General features: G+C 71.8%; 18 protein-coding genes, 1 tRNA gene and 1 other RNA gene. 10 read left to right on the top strand and 10 right to left on the bottom strand.

Annotation, left to right across the window (positions count from 1 at the left end; genetic code table 11):
• Positions 1 to 277: 277 nt before the first annotated feature.
• From G339_RS0113860 to G339_RS0113850, 3 genes are all read left to right on the top strand, one after another.
• Positions 278 to 1,708, top strand: a complete 1,431-nt coding sequence (locus G339_RS0113860) for a helix-turn-helix domain-containing protein (RefSeq protein WP_019631682.1) — start codon at positions 278 to 280, stop codon at positions 1,706 to 1,708.
• 132 nt (positions 1,709 to 1,840) lie between these two features.
• Entirely contained in the window at positions 1,841 to 2,521 is a 681-nt protein-coding gene (locus tag G339_RS0113855; RefSeq protein WP_019631681.1) for a FadR/GntR family transcriptional regulator, read from the top strand.
• A gap of 336 nt (positions 2,522 to 2,857) precedes the next feature.
• A complete protein-coding gene (locus tag G339_RS0113850; RefSeq protein WP_019631680.1) occupies positions 2,858 to 4,111 on the top strand; it encodes a CynX/NimT family MFS transporter in 1,254 nt (417 codons plus the stop codon).
• Here the strand turns inward: G339_RS0113850 and G339_RS0113845 are convergent, their stop codons facing one another.
• The 5 genes from G339_RS0113845 to G339_RS0113825 form a co-directional block, all read right to left on the bottom strand.
• Entirely contained in the window at positions 4,112 to 4,417 is a 306-nt protein-coding gene (locus tag G339_RS0113845; RefSeq protein ID WP_019631679.1) for a type II toxin-antitoxin system VapB family antitoxin, read from the bottom strand.
• Positions 4,418 to 4,480: 63 nt separating this feature from the next.
• On the bottom strand, positions 4,481 to 4,906 hold the full coding sequence (locus tag G339_RS0113840) for a hypothetical protein (RefSeq protein ID WP_019631678.1): 426 nt from the start codon (positions 4,904 to 4,906) through the stop codon (positions 4,481 to 4,483).
• Positions 4,903 to 6,096, bottom strand: coding sequence for a globin domain-containing protein (locus G339_RS0113835; protein ID WP_019631677.1), 1,194 nt, complete (start codon positions 6,094 to 6,096; stop codon positions 4,903 to 4,905). The genes G339_RS0113840 and G339_RS0113835 overlap by 4 nt, the downstream gene beginning before the upstream one ends.
• Before the next feature lie 69 nt (positions 6,097 to 6,165).
• A complete protein-coding gene (locus G339_RS0113830; protein ID WP_019631676.1) occupies positions 6,166 to 6,600 on the bottom strand; it encodes an RrF2 family transcriptional regulator in 435 nt (144 codons plus the stop codon).
• A 37-nt stretch (positions 6,601 to 6,637) separates the two neighbouring features.
• Positions 6,638 to 7,237 carry a TetR/AcrR family transcriptional regulator gene (locus tag G339_RS0113825; protein WP_019631675.1) on the bottom strand — a complete coding sequence of 200 codons (600 nt, stop codon included), beginning with the start codon at positions 7,235 to 7,237 and terminating at the stop codon, positions 6,638 to 6,640.
• 68 nt (positions 7,238 to 7,305) lie between these two features.
• Between G339_RS0113825 and G339_RS0113820 the strand changes: the two genes are divergently transcribed.
• Together G339_RS0113820 and G339_RS33640 are read left to right on the top strand one after the other, a co-directional pair.
• A complete protein-coding gene (locus G339_RS0113820; RefSeq protein WP_019631674.1) occupies positions 7,306 to 7,833 on the top strand; it encodes a 2TM domain-containing protein in 528 nt (175 codons plus the stop codon).
• Positions 7,834 to 7,936: 103 nt separating this feature from the next.
• Positions 7,937 to 9,394, top strand: coding sequence for a glycoside hydrolase (locus G339_RS33640; protein ID WP_157407654.1), 1,458 nt, complete (start codon positions 7,937 to 7,939; stop codon positions 9,392 to 9,394).
• Between the two features lie 230 nt (positions 9,395 to 9,624).
• On the opposite strand, the gene G339_RS0113810 is transcribed toward G339_RS33640, so the two are convergent.
• On the bottom strand, positions 9,625 to 10,107 hold the full coding sequence (locus G339_RS0113810) for a type II toxin-antitoxin system VapC family toxin (protein ID WP_026341424.1): 483 nt from the start codon (positions 10,105 to 10,107) through the stop codon (positions 9,625 to 9,627).
• The gene (locus G339_RS0113805; protein WP_019631671.1) at positions 10,097 to 10,366 is read right to left on the bottom strand and encodes a type II toxin-antitoxin system prevent-host-death family antitoxin; all 270 of its coding nucleotides are present in this window, start codon (positions 10,364 to 10,366) and stop codon (positions 10,097 to 10,099) included. The genes G339_RS0113810 and G339_RS0113805 overlap by 11 nt, the downstream gene beginning before the upstream one ends.
• A gap of 727 nt (positions 10,367 to 11,093) precedes the next feature.
• Here G339_RS0113805 and G339_RS33635 point away from each other — a divergent pair.
• A complete protein-coding gene (locus G339_RS33635) occupies positions 11,094 to 11,519 on the top strand; it encodes a nucleotide-binding domain-containing protein (RefSeq protein ID WP_169514739.1) in 426 nt (141 codons plus the stop codon).
• Positions 11,520 to 11,613: 94 nt separating this feature from the next.
• On the opposite strand, the gene G339_RS0113795 is transcribed toward G339_RS33635, so the two are convergent.
• On the bottom strand, positions 11,614 to 12,966 hold the full coding sequence (locus G339_RS0113795) for a hypothetical protein (protein ID WP_019631669.1): 1,353 nt from the start codon (positions 12,964 to 12,966) through the stop codon (positions 11,614 to 11,616).
• 323 nt (positions 12,967 to 13,289) lie between these two features.
• Here G339_RS0113795 and G339_RS39430 point away from each other — a divergent pair, with 323 nt between their 5' ends.
• Together G339_RS39430 and G339_RS38765 are read left to right on the top strand one after the other, a co-directional pair.
• Positions 13,290 to 13,604 carry a nucleotide-binding domain-containing protein gene (locus G339_RS39430; protein WP_338028924.1) on the top strand — a complete coding sequence of 105 codons (315 nt, stop codon included), beginning with the start codon at positions 13,290 to 13,292 and terminating at the stop codon, positions 13,602 to 13,604.
• Between the two features lie 389 nt (positions 13,605 to 13,993).
• Complete coding sequence (locus G339_RS38765) at positions 13,994 to 14,815, top strand: NYN domain-containing protein (protein WP_157407652.1); 822 nt, start codon at positions 13,994 to 13,996, stop codon at positions 14,813 to 14,815.
• Between the two features lie 103 nt (positions 14,816 to 14,918).
• On the opposite strand, the gene G339_RS0113780 is transcribed toward G339_RS38765, so the two are convergent.
• A tRNA-Ser gene (locus G339_RS0113780) sits at positions 14,919 to 15,006 on the bottom strand.
• Between the two features lie 10 nt (positions 15,007 to 15,016).
• Positions 15,017 to 15,361 (bottom strand): DUF952 domain-containing protein, encoded by a 345-nt coding sequence (locus G339_RS0113775; RefSeq protein WP_019631667.1) that lies wholly within the window; start codon positions 15,359 to 15,361, stop codon positions 15,017 to 15,019.
• Between the two features lie 57 nt (positions 15,362 to 15,418).
• Between G339_RS0113775 and ffs the strand changes: the two genes are divergently transcribed.
• Both ffs and G339_RS0113770 read left to right on the top strand, forming a co-directional pair.
• An RNA gene (gene ffs, locus G339_RS37730) (signal recognition particle sRNA small type) lies at positions 15,419 to 15,514 on the top strand.
• 76 nt (positions 15,515 to 15,590) lie between these two features.
• Positions 15,591 to 17,936, top strand: a complete 2,346-nt coding sequence (locus tag G339_RS0113770; protein WP_019631666.1) for a DNA polymerase III subunit gamma and tau — start codon at positions 15,591 to 15,593, stop codon at positions 17,934 to 17,936.
• The last annotated feature ends 4 nt before the right edge of the window (positions 17,937 to 17,940 follow it).

The following is a 17,940-nucleotide window of genomic DNA, read 5'->3' as shown; positions in this document are numbered from 1 at the left end:
CCGACCGGTTCCCCCGGCATTCCGGCGTGGTGGCTGGTCTCCTGTTGAACGTCCGATAATGTCGGGTACAGCGTGGTTTCGTGGGCGCCGGGACCGGAACGACGAACGGTCCGGCCGGGCGTTCCGGCCGCGCGTCGACCTGCCGAGCGACGGCGGGCGGGGACCGAACGGGTGATCTGATCTCGTGCCGCTTCGTGACTTTCGATGTGCGAAAACCGGCTATGTGCAATCATGTCGGCACCCCAGCCGCCTGAATACTTCCGCTAAGTGAGTCCACATGCCGGGTCCAGGCAATGTCGGAGAACGCGTCCGCAACCTGCGGCTGACCAGACGCCTGTCGCAGGCTCAGCTCGCCGGGCACGACCTCTCCGACAGCTACATCTCGTTGATCGAGTCCGGGAAGCGGACTCCCACCCCGACCGTCCTGCGCATGCTCGCCGAACGCCTCGGCTGCACCCCCGAGTACCTCGCCGAGGGCGTCGAGCCCGAGCAGCGCGCCCATCTGGAGGTGCGTGAACGCCACGCGCACCTCGCCCTGCTCGCCGGGGACGCCGCGGCCGCCGAGGCCGCCTTCGCCGACGTCCTGGCCCGCGGCGACGACGCCGACCTCACCGCCCGCGCCCGCTGGGGCCGCGCCCGCGCGCTGGAGGAGCTCGGCCGCGTCGAGGAGGCCATCGCCCTCTTCGAGGACCTGCGCGAGCAGGCCGACCGCGACCCGGGCCGCGCCAGCCGGCTGCCCGCCGTCATCGCGCTCGCCCGCTGCTACCACGCCGTCGGCGACCTCGGCCAGGCCATCGCGCTCGCCGAACGCGCCCTGGAACGGCTCGCCGCGCTCGGCCTCACCGTCGGCGCCGAGCACGCCGAGGCGGGCCGCGTCCTGCTCACCGGCTACCTCGACCGGTCCGACGTCGTGCGCGCGCACGCCCTCGGCCGCCGCCTGCTGGCGGCCCCGGCCGACGACGCGCCGCTCGGCGTCCACTACCAGCGCGCCAGCCGCCGCGCCCTGGCGGACGGGGCCATCGGCGACGCGCTGTACTTCGCCGACCAGGCGCTCGGCGTCCGCGACGTCAGCACGCCCGACCGGGCCGACGCCCGGCTGCGGCTCGCCGCCGCGCGGGCGCTGCTGCGCGGCGTCCCCCCGTTCGACGACGACGCCCCGCCCGCGCCGCGCGACCCGGGCGCGCCGCGCGCCGCCGCCGGTCCCCGCGCCGCCCGCGCCGCGCTCGACCTGCTGGCCGGGACCGGGACGCTGACCGGCCCCGAGGCCGCGGACGCGACGATCGAGCGGGCCCGCGGGCTCGTCCTCGCCGGGGACGTCACCGACGCGATCGGCGTCCTGGAGGAGTTCCTGGACACCGGCAGCGCCCTGGCCGCGCCCGACCGCGCCGCCGCGCCCGCGCCCCGGCCGGGCGAGGACGGCGCCGAGCGCGTCCGCACCACCGTCCAGGCGCGGCTCGTGCTGGCCCGCGCGCGCATCGTCCGCGGCGACGCGGCGGCGGCGCTGGTCGTGCTGCGCGCGGCGACCGGGCCGATCGAGTCGCTGCCCGCCGGCCGTCCGGCGGCGGCGCTCTGGCGGGAGCTGGGCGAGCTGTTCGAGGCGGCGGGCGACCCGGCCGCCGCGGCCGGCGCGTACCGGCGGGCGATGGAGGCGGCGGGGCTGCGGGCCACGCGGCCCGTGCCGAGCAACTGCGACCTGCCCGTCGTCTGACGTCTCCGCCCCGCCGCCCGCGGGCGGCGGGGTGTCGCGTTGAGAGCAGTGTCACCCTGTGTGCGGGTGTTTGTTCTGTTTTGGTCGTGCAAACATGGGATGACTGGGTGTTCGGCTGACGAGGGGAGGGTCATGACGCTGCGGACCGCGCGACGATCGTCGCTCGTCGAGCAGGTCATCGACCAGCTCCGCGCCGAGATCGCGTCGGCGGCGTGGCCGCTCGGCGGCAAGATCCCGCCCGAGCCGGTGCTGGCGGAGCAGCTCGGCGTCGGCCGCAACACCGTCCGCGAGGCCGTCCGCGCCCTCACCCACGCCGGGCTCCTCGAAGGCCGCCAGGGCGACGGCACGTACGTCATCGCCACCAGCGAGCTGTCCGGCGCGGTCCGGCGGCGGCTGGAGACGGCCGAGCTGATCGAGATCCTGGAGGTCCGGCGCGGCCTGGAGGTCGAGGCCGCGCGGCTCGCCGCGGCGCGCCGCACGGACGCCGACGTCGCCGCCATCGCCGACGCGCTCGCGCGCCGCGACCTGGCGTGGGCCGCCCGCGACCACGACGCGTTCGTGGACGCCGACCTCGCCTTCCACACCGCCGTCGTCGAGGCCACCCACAACCGGGTGCTCACCGATCTCTACCTGGACTTCAGCGCGGCGCTGCGGCAGAGCATCGGGGCGGTCGGCGTCGAACTCGACCACGCCGACGTCCCGCACGGGCCCATCGCCGACGCCGTGCGCGACGGCGACGCGGCCGCCGCAGCGAACGCCGCCCAGGCGTGCCTCGACCACATCCTGCGGTCCGTGGGCAAACGCGGCACCTGACCGCGCGCCCGCGCAAATCCCCCTTCACTTGAACCAGCCGTCCCCGACCGCGCCCCACGGCGCAGATCAAGGCCCATGTCCCTCTCCCGCCACGCCCAGACCCGCCACCGCGCCCACTCCACCCGCCCCCACCCCACCCAAAGCACACCCGACCGCACGCCTGCACCCGCATCCGGCTCAGCGCCCGCAACCGGGTCGACGTCCGCGTCGGGGGGTGCGCTTGCGCCCGGCGGGCCGTCCGCGACCGGCTCGGCCGCCGCGCACGGCCGTGCGCCCGTGAACGGGTCGACGGCCGCGTCGGGGGGTGCGCGGGCGGGCGGGGCGAGGCGGGGCGGCGTGTCCGGCGGGGCGGCGGTTGCGGTCGTGTCGCGGGAGTCCGGCGCGGGCGCCGGGCGCGCCGGGGCGGGACCGTCCGGGCGGGTGCGGGCGGTCGCCTCGGTGTGGACGCTCGTCGGGCTGATCCTGCTGACCGTCAACCTGCGGGCGGCGATCACCGGCGTCGCGCCGGTGCTCGCGGACCTGCGCGTCGCGTTCGGGCTGTCCGGCGTCGCGGTGAGCGTGCTCACGACGCTGCCGGTGCTGTGCCTCGGCGCGTTCGCGTCCGTCGCGCCGATCGCCTCGCGGCGGTTCGGGACGGAGCGGGCCATCGCCGGGTCGCTCGTGCTGATCACGGCCGGGATCGCGCTGCGGCTCGTCCCGGCGAGCGCGGCGCTGTTCGCGGGGACGGTCCTGGCGGGCGCGGGCATCGCGATGGGCAACGTGCTGATGCCCGCCGTCATCAAGCGCGCGTTCCCCGACCGCGTCGGGTCGCTGACCGGCGTCGCGATGATGCTGATGGCGTGCAGCGGCGCGCTCGCGGCGGCGCTGGCCGTCCCGCTGGACGACGCGGGCGGCTGGCGGCTCGCGCTGGCCGTGTGGGCGGTGCCGTCACTGGTCGCCGCGCTGGTGTGGGCGCCGCTGGCGGCGCGGGCGAAGGACCGCCGCCCGTCCGGGAACGTTCCACAGCCGGTCGAGGGCTCGCTGCTGCGCAGCCCGCTCGCCTGGTGCGTCGCGGCGTTCATGGGCCTGGCGTCGCTGATGTTCTACGTGCTGATGTCGTGGATGCCGCAGATCATGCGGGAGGGCGGCGTCAGCGCGGCGACGGCCGGGCTGATGATGTCCGCGATGCTGATCATCGGCATCCCGCTCGGGTACGTCGTGCCGGTATTGTCCGCGCGGCTGCGCGACCAGCGGCCCGTCGTCGTCGCGGTCGGCGCGGCGATGGCCGCGGGCGTCGCCGGGCTGCTCGTCGCGCCGCAGGCCGGCTGGGCGTGGGTGGCGCTGCTCGGCCTCGCGACCGGCAGCGCGTTCCCGCTCGCGTACACGCTGCTCAGCCTGCGCTCGCCGAGCCCGGCCGTCGCCGCGCGGCTGTCGGGGATGGCGCAGACCGGCGGGTACCTCGTCGCGGGGTTCGGCCCGCTCGCGGTCGGCGTGCTGCGGGACGCGACGGGCGGCTGGACGGTCTCGCTCGTCCTGCTGCTCGCGCTGGTCGTCCCCGAGATCGTGTTCGGGCTGCTGGCGGCGCGCCCCGGGCTCGTCCGGACGGCCTGATCAGCCCCCGACCGCGTCCAGGTCGAGGACGCGGGCGTGCAGCACGAGCCGCTGGTGCAGCGCGGCCCGCAGCGCGCGGTGCAGCCCGTCCTCCAGGTAGAGGTCGCCGTGCCACTGCACGACGTGCGGGAACAGGTCGCCGTAGAACGTCGAGTCCTTGGCGAGCAGGGACTGCAGGTCGAGTTCCCGTTTGGTGCTGATGAGCTGGTCGAGCCGTACCTGGCGCGGCGGAATGCGGGCCCAGTCCCCCGACGAGAGCCCGTGGTCGGGATAGGGCCTTCCGTCACCTACCGCCTTGAAGATCACCCTTGGAGTCTACGGTGTCGGCCCGCCGGCCCGGCGGCGCGGACGCCGCCGGGCCACCAGCGGTCAGGACGCGAGGACCGCCACGCCGAGCGCGAGCAGCACCGCCGCCTTGACCGTCTCCAGCACGACGTAGACCAGGTGCGCGCGGGACCGCGGCGGGTCCTCCCCGGCCAAGACGCGGTCCGACCTGCGGTTCAGCACCGGCCGCACCGCGCCGAGCTGCACGGCGAGCACGGCCGCCGCGACGCCGGTGAGCACCGCCACCGCGACCGGCGGCCCCCACGCCGCCACCGCGACGACGACCGCGACCGCCAGGACGGCCTCCGCCAGGTTCAGCGCGCGGAACACCAGCCGCCCGATGCCCAGCCCGATCGGCACGGTCACGCCCGGCGCGCGGAACTTCAGCGGCGCCTCGACGAACGAGATCGCCAGGACCATCCCGAACCACACGAACACCGCCGCGACGGCGACGGACGCCCCGGCGCTCACCGCGCGAGCCACAGGTCGGGGCCGAACACCTCGTACCGGATCGCGGCGGGGGCCAGCCCGCGGCGCAGCAGGTCGGCGCGGGCGTTGCGCATGAACGGCAGCGGCCCGCACAGGTAGGCGTCGGCGTCGGCGGGGACGTCCAGCCGGGACAGGTCGGCGTAGCCGGGCGCGGCGTCGGGCTCGTCCGCGGGGTCCTCGTACCACAGGTGCAGTTCCGCGCCGGGTAGCGCGCGGACGAGCCGCCGCTGGTCGGCGCGCAGCGCGTGCCGGTCGGGCGACCGGTCGGCGTGGACGACGATGACGCGCCGGTCCGCGCCGTGCGCCGCGAGGTGGTCGAGCATCGAGATCATCGGGGTGACGCCGATCCCGGCGGACGCGAGGACCAGCGGGCGGTCGCCGTCCTCCAGGACGAGGTCGCCGAACGGGACCGACACCTCCAGCAGGTCGCCGGGGCGCGCGTGCTCGTGCAGCCGGGTCGAGACCTCGCCGTCCGGCCCGCCGCCGTCGCGGACGCGCTTGACGGTGATCCGCCACGCGGCCGTGTCGCCGGGCACCGAGGACAGGCTGTACTGCCGGATCTGGCGCGCGCCGTCGGGCAGCCCGACGCGGACGCTGACGTACTGGCCGGGCCGCGCGGCCGGGACCGGCGTCCCGTCTGGCTCGCGGAGGACGAGCGAGGCGACGTCGGGCGTCTCCTCGCGCCGCTCCGCGACCTCCATCGTGCGCCACACGTCGCCCGGCGCGACGCCCGCCTCCGCGTACAGCCGGTTCTCCAGCGCGATGAGCGCGTTGGCCATGAGCCAGTAGACCTCGTCCCACGCCGCCGCGACCTGCGGGGTGACGGCGTCGCCGAGGACTTCGCCGATCGCGGCGAACAGGTGCTCGTGGACGACCGGGTACTGGTCGGCGGTGACGCCGAGGGACGCGTGCTTGCCCGCGATGCGCGCGAGCATCGCGTCCGGCCGCTCGTCGGGGCGTTCGACGAGCAGCGTCGCGAACGCCGCGATGGACCCGGCGAGCGCCCGGCGCTGCTCCCCGTTGGCCTGGTTGCCGCGGTTGAACAGGTCGCGCAGCAGCTCGGGGCGGGCGGTGAACAGACGGCGGTAGAACACGGCGGCGATCTCGTCGATCGCGCCGCCGACGACGGGCAGCGTCGCCTGGACGACGGGGGCGGCCTCGGGGGAGAGCATCGTCACTCCTCAAATTGGTATCTAAGATGCGTATTTAAGGCATCGTCGGGGTTCGGACCGGGGGACGGATCAGCGGCGGGACAGCCCGACCAGCACCAGGCCGGTGGGCGAGGCGACCAGGTCGGCCACCGTGAGCGGGTCGAGCGACGCGTAGAACGCCTCCTGCGCCTCGCGCAGCGCGTGCCGCAGCCGGCAGGCGCCGCGCAGCGGGCAGGGCGGGTCCCCCTCGCACGCGGCGACCTCCTCCTCCCCCTCCAGGCGGCGGACCAGCCAGCCGACGGACGCGGTGCGGCCGGACGGCGTCAGCCCGAGCCCGCCGCCGCGCCCGCGCCGCGCGTCGAGCACGCCGAGCTGCCGCAGCCGGGTGATCGCCTTGGCCATGTGGGCGTAGGGCACGTCGAGCGCGTCGGCGACCTCGCGGGTCGTCAACGACCGGTCCTCCTCGACGACCGCGAGCCGCATGACGGCCCGCAGGGCGAGGTCGGTGAACTTCGTCAACCGCACGGGACAAAGCCTACAAAGCGGTATCCGAGAGTCGTATTCAGGGTGCCGGTTCGGGGATGATCTCGGCCAGGTAGGCGTCGAGGCGGCCGGTCATCTCGTCGGGTTCCAGGTGTCCGGCCAGGCACTGGACGGACAGGCCGTCCACCAGTGCGTGCAGGCGTCCGGCGAGGACGCCGGGCGGCGCGGCGTCCGCGGCGAGCAGCCCGGCCGCGCCGAGTCCTTCGACGAGGTCGCGGCACAGTCCGGCCATCCCGTCGAAGTGCGCGCGCTGCACCCGCGCTAGGGCCGGGTCGCCGCGGCCGAGCGCGAGGAACGCGAACGCGACCGCCGCCTCGGTCGTGCGGGCCGCGTCCACCGGCATCGTCTCCAGCAGGATCGCGCGGACGGCCTCGCGCGGCGCGCCCGTCCCGCCGCGTCCCCCGATACGGGCGGCGACGCGCTCGACGACCTGCTCGCACGCGAACGCCAGCAGCTCGGCGCGGGTCGCGAAGTAGTGGCGGAGCGCGCCGGACGACCAGCCCGCCTCGGCGGCCACGGACCGGATCGAGACGGCGTCCACGCCGTCGCGGTCGATGACGCGCCAGACGGCTTCGGCGAGTTCGGCGCGGCGGGCTGCGTGATCGACGACCTTCGGCACCGGGACATTCTCGCACAGACGTGCTAATTTATTTCACACGACCGTGCTGGAACGTCTGGGAGGCCGCCGTGATCGTGGTGATCGTCGGGTGCGAGATCGCGTTCTGGGTGCTGCTCGCCCTGGGGCTCCTCGCCCGCTACGCCCTGCGCGCGTCGGGCCTGAGCCGCGTCCTGCTCCTCGGCGTGCCCGCCGCCGACGTCGTCCTGCTCGCGGCGTCCGTCGCGGACCTCCGCGGCGGCGCGACCGCCGAACCCGCCCACGGCCTGGCCGCCGTCTACCTCGGAACGTCCCTCGTGTTCGGCCCGCAGATGATCCGCTGGGCCGACGAGCGCGTCGCCCACCGCCTCCACCACGGCCCGCCCCCCACGCGCCCGCCCCGCACCGGCCGAGCCCACGCCGCCCGCGAACGCACCCAGTGGTACCGCCACCTGCTCGCCTACACGATCGCGGCGGCGGTCCTGGCCCTCTTCACCCTCCTGGCCGGCGACCCGACCCGCGCCAAAGGCGCCTGGACCGTCATGGCCCCCTGGTCAGTAATCCTCGCGATCGACTTCCTGATCTCCTTCAGCTACACCCTCTCCCCCCGCAAGAACTGACGCCGGGCCGGTGCCCGCAGTGATCCACCTCGGTCAATGATGCGCAAAGCCCACGGCGAGCGGTCGATGCGACGAGGTATGGACGACTACACCAAGGAAGCTGGTGAACGGTAGCTTGATCATGGTCGGACGGATGGTCGATCCGCACTGCGCCACGTCCGCGTGGGAGGGGTGGGGAGCCTGCCTGTCCTGGTGGGCGGGCACCGAACTGGGCCGCCGCGACGACATCGCCCGCGCGCTGTTCGGCCGCGGCCGGGAGCGGGTGCGGCTCGTCGACCAGGAGGTCGCGCTCCCCGGGCTGGGCCTCACCGTCGTCCGGTACGACCTCGGCGCCTGTACCTGGCCGCACCCCGGGGACGGCTCGGCGAGGATGGTCGAATCGCCCCGGATCGTACGTCGCAAGCAGATCGAAGGCTACTGGCGCGGCACGGGCTGGGACTGGGCCGCCGACGCGAACCAGCGGAGCATGCTGCTGAAGGCCCGCGACATCGGCGCGGACCGGTTCGAGATGTTCTCGGTGTCGCCGCCGTGGTGGATGACCGTGAACGGGAACCCGTCCGGAGCCGAACGGCCCGACCAGGACAACCTCGCTCCGGCGCACCGCGAGACGTTCGCGCGGTACATCGCCGTCGTCGCGCGGCACGCCCGCGACCACTGGGGCGTGCGGTTCGCGTCGGTGGAGCCGTTCAACGAGCCGTCGCTGCAGGCGTGGCACGCGAGCCAGAACCAGGAGGGCTGCCACTTCACCGTCGACGCGCAGGCGGCGGTGCTCGCCCCACTGCGCCGCGCGCTGGACGAACGGGGCCTCGGCGACGTGCGGGTCGCCGCGTCCGACGAATGCTTCTACTCGCAGGCGGCGAACACCTGGCGCGGCCTGCCCGCGGACGTCCGGCGGATCGTCGGACGCGTCAACGTCCACGGATACGAACGCGACGACGACTCCCGCGGCCGCGCGGCGCTGCGCGCGGCGGTCGGCGCGACCACGCCCGTCTGGCAGAGCGAGTACTGCGACGGTGAGCCCAGCGGACTCACGACCGCGCTGAACATCGGCCGCGACCTGCGCAGCCTGCGACCCCGCGCCTGGGTCTACTGGCAACCGGTCGACGGGGCCGGCTGGGGACTCCTCGGCGGCGCGTACGACGACACGACGCCGAATCCGGACGGCGGCGCGCCGGGGACGCTCCGCGCCGCGGTCACGGGAGTCAACGCCAAGTACTACGTCCTGGCCCAGTACACGCGGCACGTCAGGCCCGGGATGCGGCTCCTCGACTCCGGCCATCCGGACACCGTCGCGGCCTACGACGACGCCGCCCGGCGGCTGGCGCTGGTCACGGCGAACGGCGGCGGCGCCCGCACCGTCGTCTACGACCTGCGGCGCTTCTCCAGGGCGGCGGGCCACGGCGACGGTCACACCGTCCGCGTGTGGGTCACCGACGCGACCGACGCACCGGCCCGCACCTACACCCGCGACCGCGACGCCCGCGTGGTCGACCGGCTGCTCACGACGACCCAGGCACCGAACACGGTCACGACGATGGAGATCGACGACGTGGAGCCTTGACACCGCGGATCCCGCCCCGCCGCAAGGCGGCAAAGAGGAGGCGCGTCACCAGCCCGTCGAAGGTCGGCTGCATGGCTTCGGCGTCGCACCGCCGCCGGAAAGGCTTCCTGTCGTTCGTCACCGTGGGTGGCACTGAACCGTTTCGCGCGGCTGAGGCTGAATCGGACGGCTGAGAACCGACGAGCGGCCGCGCGGGGACTTGAACAGCCACCGCACCGCTCTTCGAGTGATCAGGATGTCCGGGATGCGCGTCGCGGTTCGTGTGGAGTGTCGGGCCTGGTGACGGGAACGATGGTCAGCAAGTCTTCCAACCCGTGAAAGTCCTGCGGATTGGTCGTGTAGAGAGGCAACCCCTCGGCGATGGCAACGGAGGCGATCATCAGGTCGGCAATCCGGCGCCGTGGTTTGCGGCCCGCCGCGACGACGGCTGCGCACACCCGCCCGTAGATCCGGGCGGCCTCGACGTCGAACGGGATCGGATCGAACTCGTTCTCGGCCCGCTGCAGCACGTCCAGGCGCCGCGCCCGTTCGACGTGCTCGTCATAGACCGCCTGCTCCTCATTGCGTCGAACCTCGTGCGGACCGGCCGACAACTCGGCGAGCGTGATAGCGCTGATCGCCATTTCTTCGGGCAGTTCCGCCGGATCAATCCAACTGCGCAGGATCATGATGTTGGTGTCGAGTAGTCCCTGCACGGGCTGTTCAGCGTTCATAGGGGTCACTCAGGTCCTGGTCGACGACCGCGTCCTGGTCTGCCCGGAACGCCTCCAGCGCGATGGCCGGCGCGTTGGCGGACATGGCCGCGAACTCCGCACGCGGGACGAACCGGCGACGGCGCCGCAAGGGGACCAACTCACCGATCTTGTGGCCGTCACGCGTCACGGTGAACGCCTGACCACGCTCGACCGCATCCATGATCTCCTTGGACCGACTGCGCAGGTCCCGCTGGGTGACCTCAGGCTGAGCGCTCATACCGGCCAGGATAGACCGGTTGTGTCACGTGGTGCCGCGCTGTGACGCGACATCGTCCCGAATCGGCCCAGAGATGCCGTGACCCAGCGGTCCGCACGTGGCTTCCCGGGGTCTCACGTTAGAGACGCTCACCCTCAAGCCCACGGGGCGACTCTGCCGACCCATAGGCGAGGGTTCCGTCAATCCCTCGTACACGGCCGTCCATCCCCTTCCCGGCCACCACACGAGAGCGCTCCGAGAAGGACGAGACGCTCGGTCGCCGCAGGCGACCTCCGTTTCCTCGCCATCTACGTCACGGACACGGACGCATGGCGTCCGAACAACGAAATAACGCGAGGCACCGGGCGCTTGAGGCGGGAACATCGTCACGTGTCGGTCGAGCGCCTCGACCTATCGACCAGACCCGGCAGGCCCATCCGGGACGGCTGCGGCGCGACGCAGGCAGGTCCGAGCCGCAGCAGGTGCCGGTAGAGGCTCTCTTCAGGAGATATTCTCGCCCTGCTCTCGGGTGTCGCGGTATTCCTCGGACCTGACCGATGACGAATAGGCCCTGGTAGAGCCCTGGCTGCCGCCGCCGGGCGCCTGGCCACGTGGGCCGCCACAACCTTGCGGACCACGCTCGGCATCGTCCGTGAACCTCCAGACCAGAAAGGCTTCACCCCGCTGCCGCGCAGATGGGCCGTGGAACGCACACTTCGGCCCCGTCGCCGTAGTCTTCCCCCCGACGATGAAGACCAGGCCGTCCACGTCGCCGACTACATTCCCTCCGGCCTCGGCTCCTACGGTGTTCACCACCGACCAGGATGGCTGGAAGGCGACGAGGCTCCGAGAGATGCTCCACACCGGAGCGCTGCTGAAGGCGGACAAGAGCCTGAAGTTCCGTGTCACCAGCTGCACGGCCGAGGAGCCGTACAAGTTGAAGTGGAAGGTGCTCAACCGCGGCCCGGAGATCGAGCGTCGGGACATGGTCCGGGGCCAGATCGTCGACTCGACCAGTCTGATCACGCGGATCGGGCACTCCGGCTTCAAGGGACAGCACGTCGTCGAGTGCTACGTCGTCAAGGACGGGATCGTCGTCGCTCGCGACCGCATCGACGTCCCGATCAGCAACACCAGAGTAAGGTCGGCGAGCGGCTCGTGGACATCTCCCTGATGGGACGAGCCCCGACCTCCGGGTTCATGCCGGTGGTCGGTTCTCACAAGACTGTCTTGGAAGGCGGGGCCGCAAGCAACATCTCGGAGTACCGTCAGTCCTCGCTAAGGAACGCCGATGCGAACAGCTCGGCGGCGTCGACGAGGTCTGCAGTCGGCAAACGGAAACCGCCGCTGGTCACAGCGTCGTTGCCGTCCTCGGTGAGGATCCAGGAGACCTCAATTGAACGGGTCTGGGGGTCCCTCGCGACGATCACGTAGTCGTCTTGGTCACTCGTCCACGGCACGTTCGGGCGGAACGACTCCGGAGTGAGCACGACCTCCGCGTCATCGCCACGGTTGCTCCAAGCTACGGGGTAGTCCCGGGGAACGAGCCGGAGGTCGGAGTAGTTGAGGAGGGGACCCTGCGATCGCAGTACGGGTTCGACGGCCTTCTCGTAGTCGGCGTCGTCCGGATCGAGGTGATCGACCAGTTCGCAGCCGTGGAAGGTCACGATGAGATGCGGCTTCGAGACGAACCTTTCGCGGCTGACCACGCGGATCCCCGCCCCCGACAGACCGACGCCCAGTAGGTGCTCGCGGCCCTTCGCGATGTGCTCGACCTTCCCGTTCCGCCACCTTGCCAGGGCGTTCTTGCGGTCTTCTGCGGTCAGGTGCGCAGTTCCGCCGAAGACGCTTGCCGCCAGACGGATCGACGTCGATGCGAAGGCGTCCTCTGCGAGTTCCGGATCCTTGCTGAACTGCTCCTCTTCGTACTCGCGAAGGCTTTCTAGGACCTCTTCCACGCGGTCGACCCTATGGATCGGGCCGAGCACCTCCACTTCGAGCTTGATCGGCGGCTTCCCGCCGCTGCGGGCGCGTTCGACGAGGGCCAAGACCTCTCCGGAGCGAGCCGGCCGCGTGTTGCTGGTGCCCCGCACGTAGATCGCGCCGTCCTCAAGGTTGTCGCGGCGGTCGTCTCCTTGGAAGCTCTTGTGGCACGGGAAGATCGTCTGCCCTTCCTTCGGCGGCTGAGCGATGACGAACAGCACCTCGTTCTCGGCGTCCACGCCGATCCGCCCGAACTCGAAGGCCGGGAACTGCGGCCCGAGGTAGGGGCGGAGCCGATCCTCGAGTTCGTGGGCCTCGGTTCCGCGGGGCACGCCTGGAGCACAGCCCTTTTGCGCACCGACCACCAGCACGGCGTAGCCGTGGAAGTGCCTGGCGGCCTCGTCCGGACGCCGATTGGCCACGCCCAGGAGGAACTTCGCGATCTTGGCGGCGGAGGCCTTGCTGCTCATGTCGAGGGTGCTCTTGACCTCGAGGTAGGTCGTCTCCGCCTCGTCGCCGACTGCGATCACGTGGTCGAGGACGCTTCGCAGGACGCGCTCACCGAGGGGGACGACGTCGGTGTCCAGTGCCGAGTGCCGCTCGGTCGAGTCGACGGCGTTCACGTGATCATCAGGCATGGGACGATTCTCTCATTCGTCTCTGCCTGCTCCGGGCGGAGCAGAGCCGTCGGCCCTGAAACCCATGCAAGAACTCAAGAGAGCAGCGTAGGGTCTACCTGCGGAAATATGCCTCTGACCTGGCCGCCTGCAGCGGCGGGCTCGGCGGCCTTGGCCGCCTTATGGTCTTTCGCCGCGCTGGCCGCCGGGTCGTTCACCTCCGGACGTTGTGTTCGACGTGGCGCTCTCCCGCCACAGCTGTTCGCTCTTGACCCGAGAGCCCGATCGGCAGAGGAAACCGGCGTACCACTGACAAAATCCGGCCCAAGTTGCGAGCGCTCTCAGTGGCCGCTGCCGAGTGCCGCGTCGCAGCGTCGGCGACGGTTCCCGCAGTACGTCAAGTGACGAGCTGCACGGTCGAGGAGCCGTACACACTGAAGTGGAAGGTACTCAACCGCGGCCCGGAAGCCGAGCGCCGGGACATGGTCCGGGGTCAGATTGTCGGCTCGACCAGTCCTAACACGCGGGTGGAGGACTCCGACTTTAAAGGACAGCACGTCGTGGAGTGCTACGTCGTCAAGGACGGGATTGTCGTCGCTCGGGACCGTATCGACGTCCCGATCAGCAACAACAGAGCCAGGCCGGCGGGCCCCTCGTAGAAATCTCCTTTGCAAGATGAGACCCGACCGCCGGGTTCATGCCGATGGTCGGGTCTCATAAGTCTGTCTTGGAAGGCTGCGGGAGTGAGCATGGTCTCCTCTCGGCGACCAGTCCCCGTACGAGCGGGAACATCAACTATGGCCAGCACTCCATGCCGTGTGGTTAGCCGCAGACAGTAGATCGCCGCAGCCCACGCGGTCTGCCACCCCGCTCGAGGACACGTGCGCGACGGATGCCTGACACGCAGCGCCACGCTCCAGCCTGTCGAGCATCGGCAACGCTGCAAAGCTCGGTAGGTGCCAGCATGCCTACGCGAGACCCGCCTTCATGACGCGCGCCACACCGCCGCGACAGTCCTGCTCATCCTCGGCGTCCCACCGCTACGGCGATGGCGATCACGGGTTGGTCGAGCGCATCGATGGCCAAGCGCTACCAGCACATGGTCGACGCGATCCGTCGCGACGTGGCCAACCAGGTTGGCGGGCTCTTGTGGGCGGATGGGTGGAGATCTAAGAGGAAACCGGTGGGCTGGCGCCGCGCGGTACCAGCCCCCAGCGGTTGTAAAATTGTTACAAACATCGTATTCGCAGCAGATACGATTCTCTGCATGATTCAAGCAAAAGATGAAGTTCACTTGTTCTGGGACAACTCGAACCTCTTCACCCCTGTCCGTTTTGCCGCAGCAAAGCACAATGAGGTATCTGTGGCCAACAGTGTCCGGCTTCAGTTTGAAAACGTTTATGATCTGGCTCGTGCCGGTCGGCCAGTGGCGAGTGCCTACTGCGTCGGGAGCGTGCCTCCCGACCTCGGTGGGCTCTGGAGCAAGCTGCAAGCGCTGGGGATCGACGTGGAGACGTTCGAACGTGGAGCGCAATCGGGCAAAGAGCAGGCAGTCGACCAAGCCCTTCAAACTCGGATGCTCCGAACGGTGATCGACTCCGAGGCTCCTGGGGTCGCTGTGCTACTGACGGGCGACGGGGCGGGATATGACGATGGAATCGGCTTTCATCGAGACCTTGAGCGCATGCATCGCAAGGGATGGAAGATCGAAGTCATTTCCTGGCAGTCGGCTTGTAGCTGGGCGCTTCGGGAGTGGGCGACCAAAGTGGGCGTTTTCGTTCCTCTTGACCAGTTCTATCGCCAGGTCACCTTCGTAGAAGGAGGGCGGCGCACGGAGCCCGTGAGCTTGAGGCGTAGGCGCCGGGCGTAGTTTCCCTGCCACTCGATGGCGCATCGCCCAGCTAACTGAGACCGTGAAGCACGCGAGGCCGGTACCCCTGGGTACCGGCCTCGGTGTTTTGCCTGGTCAGGCGTGGCGGAGGATACGAGATTCGAACTCGTGAGGGGTTGCCCCCAACACGCTTTCCAAGCGTGCGCCCTAGGCCACTAGGCGAATCCTCCGCCGCAGATCCTACCGGGTCTCGGGGACTGGGCGAACCTCGATTACCGCCGCGAGGGGGATCGGGCCGTGGACGTGGGGGAAGAGGTCGCCGTCCACGGAGGCGTAGCGGACCTCGGCGGGGAGGGCCGTGCGGTCGATGACCAGGAGGACGAGGTCGTCGCGGGGCACGTCCGCGTAGAAGCGGTCGAGGACGGTCGCGGCCTGGGCCTCGGTGGAGGAGCAGTGGACGAAACCCTCGTCCGCGAGCGTGCGGCCGCGCGTCGACATCGCGTACGGGCCGCCGGCCGCGCGGGCCTCGTCCCAGTGGCGGCGCTCGGCGACGTGGAGCAGCGTCGCGGAGGGGAAGACGGTCATGCCCCGGAGCTTAGGCGGAAGATGTGAAGAGCGGGCCGGGGATGACATAGACTCACTCCCAGCCCCTCGCGTGGCGTCATCCTGTGAACCTCCCCAGGGCCGGAAGGCAGCAAGGATAAGCAGGCTCTGGCGGGTGCGCGGGGGGTCCTTTGCTTGACGGGCCGTCGGAGGGGACCGCCGTCGGGCGGCCCCGTCGAACGCTCTGCTCCCGAGGAGGGCGGACAACCCCATGAGTCTGGCTCTGTACCGCAAGTACCGACCGGCGACGTTCGCTGAACTCAAGGGGCAGGAACACGTCGCCGAACCGCTCCAGCAGGCGCTCCGCAACGGCCGCATCAACCACGCGTACCTGTTCAGCGGGCCGCGCGGGTGCGGGAAGACGTCCAGCGCGCGCATCCTCGCCCGCTCCCTGAACTGCGAGCGGGGCCCCACGCCCGACCCCTGCGGCGACTGCGACTCGTGCGTCGCGCTCGGGCCGACCGGCACCGGGCACATCGACGTCATCGAGATCGACGCCGCGTCCCACGGCGGTGTCGACGACGCCCGCGACCTGCGGGAACGCGCGTTCTTCGCGCCCGTCTCCGCGCGCTTCAAGGTCTACATCATCGACGAGGCGCACATGGTGACCCGCGAGGGTTTCAACGCGCTGCTGAAACTCGTCGAGGAACCCCCGCCGCACCTGAAGTTCGTGTTCGCGACGACGGAGCCCGAGAAGGTCATCGGGACGATCCGGTCGCGGACGCACCACTACCCGTTCCGGCTGATCCCGCCGGGCGTGCTGACGCAGCTCGTCGAGGAGATCCTGAAGTCCGAGGACGTCCCGTACGAGGACGCCGCGCTGCCGCTCGCCGTCCGCGCCGGGGCCGGGTCCGCGCGCGACACCCTGTCGATCCTCGACCAGCTCCTCGCCGGGTCCGACGAGAACGGCATCACCTACGCGCGGGCCGTGTCGCTGCTCGGCTACACCGACGCGGCGCTGCTCGACGAGGTCGTCGGGGCGTTCGCGCGGCGGGACGGGGCGGCCGTGTTCGCCGCGATCGACCGCGTCATCGAGAGCGGGCAGGACCCGCGCCGGTTCGCCGCCGACCTCCTCGAACGCCTCCGCGACCTGGTGATCCTCGCGAACGTGCCGGACGCGGCGTCGTCCGGGCTGTTCAACGTCCCGCCCGACGAACTGGAGGGCATGCGGGCGCAGGCCGCGTCGATGGGGCCCGGGGACCTCGCGCGCGCCGCCGACCTGCTGCACACCGGACTGACCGAGATGCGCGGCGCGACGTCGCCGCGGCTGCTGCTGGAACTGATCTGCGCGCGGATTCTGCTGCCGGGGGCTTACCAGGACGAGGCGTCGCTGTATGCGCGGCTGGATCGGTTGGAGCGGCAGGCGGGGCAGGGCGGTCTCGGTGGCGGCGGCGGGTTCGGCGGTGGGGTCGGGCTCGGGGCTGCTGGTGGTCATGGCGCGGTCGGGGCTGGGCAGGGCGGTGGAGCTTACGCGGGGGGCGGTGGCGCGGGTCGCGCGCCTGTGAACCAACCCCCGCCCGCCCAGGGGGGCGACCCCACTTCCAGTGTCCAGCGCCCAAGCAACCCCCCCACAACCGAAACCGGTTCTGTGGATAACTCGGCGCCGACACCGGTTCCGGTCCCCGACGCCCGGGGAGACTCCGCCGGGCTTCCACCGACCCACGACGGCCCTGCCGCCGACGCCTCCAGCGCGCCCCGAACCCCGGCGCACGCTGCAGCATCCAGCGCAGCGCCTGCGCCCGACCCGCAGCCGTCCGGCGCCCCCCAGGGCTCGTACGAAGCCCGAGGCGCACGCCAAGCCGCCCAGGGCCACGGCGCGCCGCAGACTCAGGGCGCCCCCGGCGGAGCCGCATCCCAGGCACAGCCCGGCGGCATGGACATCGGCGCCGTGCAGCGGCTCTGGCCCGACATCGTCGAGGCGGTCAAGCAGCGGAGCAAGGTCGCCTGGATGGTGATCATGTCCGGGGTCGAGCCCGTCTCGCTCGACCGCAACCTGCTCACCCTCGCGTTCGACGCCGAGGGCAAGCGGACGAACTTCACCAACGGCGGCCGCGACACCGTGATCCGCGAGGTCCTCAAGGAGCGGCTGAACGTCGACTGGCGCATCGACACCGTCCTCGGGAACGGCGGCGGCGGTGGCGGCGGGTTCGCCCCGCCGCGCCAGAGTCCCCCGCCCGCCAACGGCTCGGGGTTCGGCGGCGGACCGCCCGCCGCGCCGTCCGGGTACGGGGCGCCCGCCGTGCCCCCGGCCGCCCCGCCCGCGGACGCGCCGCCCCCGCCCCGTCCGAGCACGCCGAGTGCCCCAAGCGCCCCGAGCGCGCCGCCGCCCCCGCAGGCCGCGCCGCCGCAGGCCGCCCAGCCCGTCCGGCGGGAGCCCGAGCCCGTCCCGCCGCCGCCCGACGAGCCGCCGCCCCCGCCGGAACCCGAGCCCGCGGAAGACGAGGTCGACTTCGACGGCGACCTCGACGCCGACTCCGCCGAGACCTACGTCGACAGCATGGAGCTCATCCAGCGCGAACTCGGCGGCCAGGTCATCCGCGAACTCGACGACTTCTGACCCG

It is taken from the genome of Actinomadura atramentaria DSM 43919, assembly GCF_000381885.1.
In the GTDB taxonomy this organism is placed as follows: domain Bacteria; phylum Actinomycetota; class Actinomycetes; order Streptosporangiales; family Streptosporangiaceae; genus Spirillospora; species Spirillospora atramentaria.
Note: the sequence above shows the minus strand (reverse complement) of the source record. Positions and strands in the feature narration are given on the sequence as shown.

Bases quoted from the DNA above. Each gene is read 5' to 3' on its own strand.
- G339_RS0113860 (WP_019631682.1), top strand. From the start codon at position 278: ATGCCGGGTCCAGGCAATGTCGGAGAACGCGTCCGCAACCTGCGGCTG.
- G339_RS0113855 (WP_019631681.1), top strand. From the start codon at position 1,841: ATGACGCTGCGGACCGCGCGACGATCGTCGCTCGTCGAGCAGGTCATC.
- G339_RS0113835 (WP_019631677.1), bottom strand. From the start codon at position 6,096: ATGCTCTCCCCCGAGGCCGCCCCCGTCGTCCAGGCGACGCTGCCCGTC.
- G339_RS0113810 (WP_026341424.1), bottom strand. From the start codon at position 10,107: ATGAACGCTGAACAGCCCGTGCAGGGACTACTCGACACCAACATCATG.
- G339_RS0113805 (WP_019631671.1), bottom strand. From the start codon at position 10,366: ATGAGCGCTCAGCCTGAGGTCACCCAGCGGGACCTGCGCAGTCGGTCC.
- G339_RS33635 (WP_169514739.1), top strand. From the start codon at position 11,094: ATGAAGACCAGGCCGTCCACGTCGCCGACTACATTCCCTCCGGCCTCG.
- G339_RS0113795 (WP_019631669.1), bottom strand. From the start codon at position 12,966: ATGCCTGATGATCACGTGAACGCCGTCGACTCGACCGAGCGGCACTCG.
- G339_RS38765 (WP_157407652.1), top strand. From the start codon at position 13,994: ATGGCGATCACGGGTTGGTCGAGCGCATCGATGGCCAAGCGCTACCAG.
- G339_RS0113775 (WP_019631667.1), bottom strand. From the start codon at position 15,361: ATGACCGTCTTCCCCTCCGCGACGCTGCTCCACGTCGCCGAGCGCCGC.
- G339_RS0113770 (WP_019631666.1), top strand. From the start codon at position 15,591: ATGAGTCTGGCTCTGTACCGCAAGTACCGACCGGCGACGTTCGCTGAA.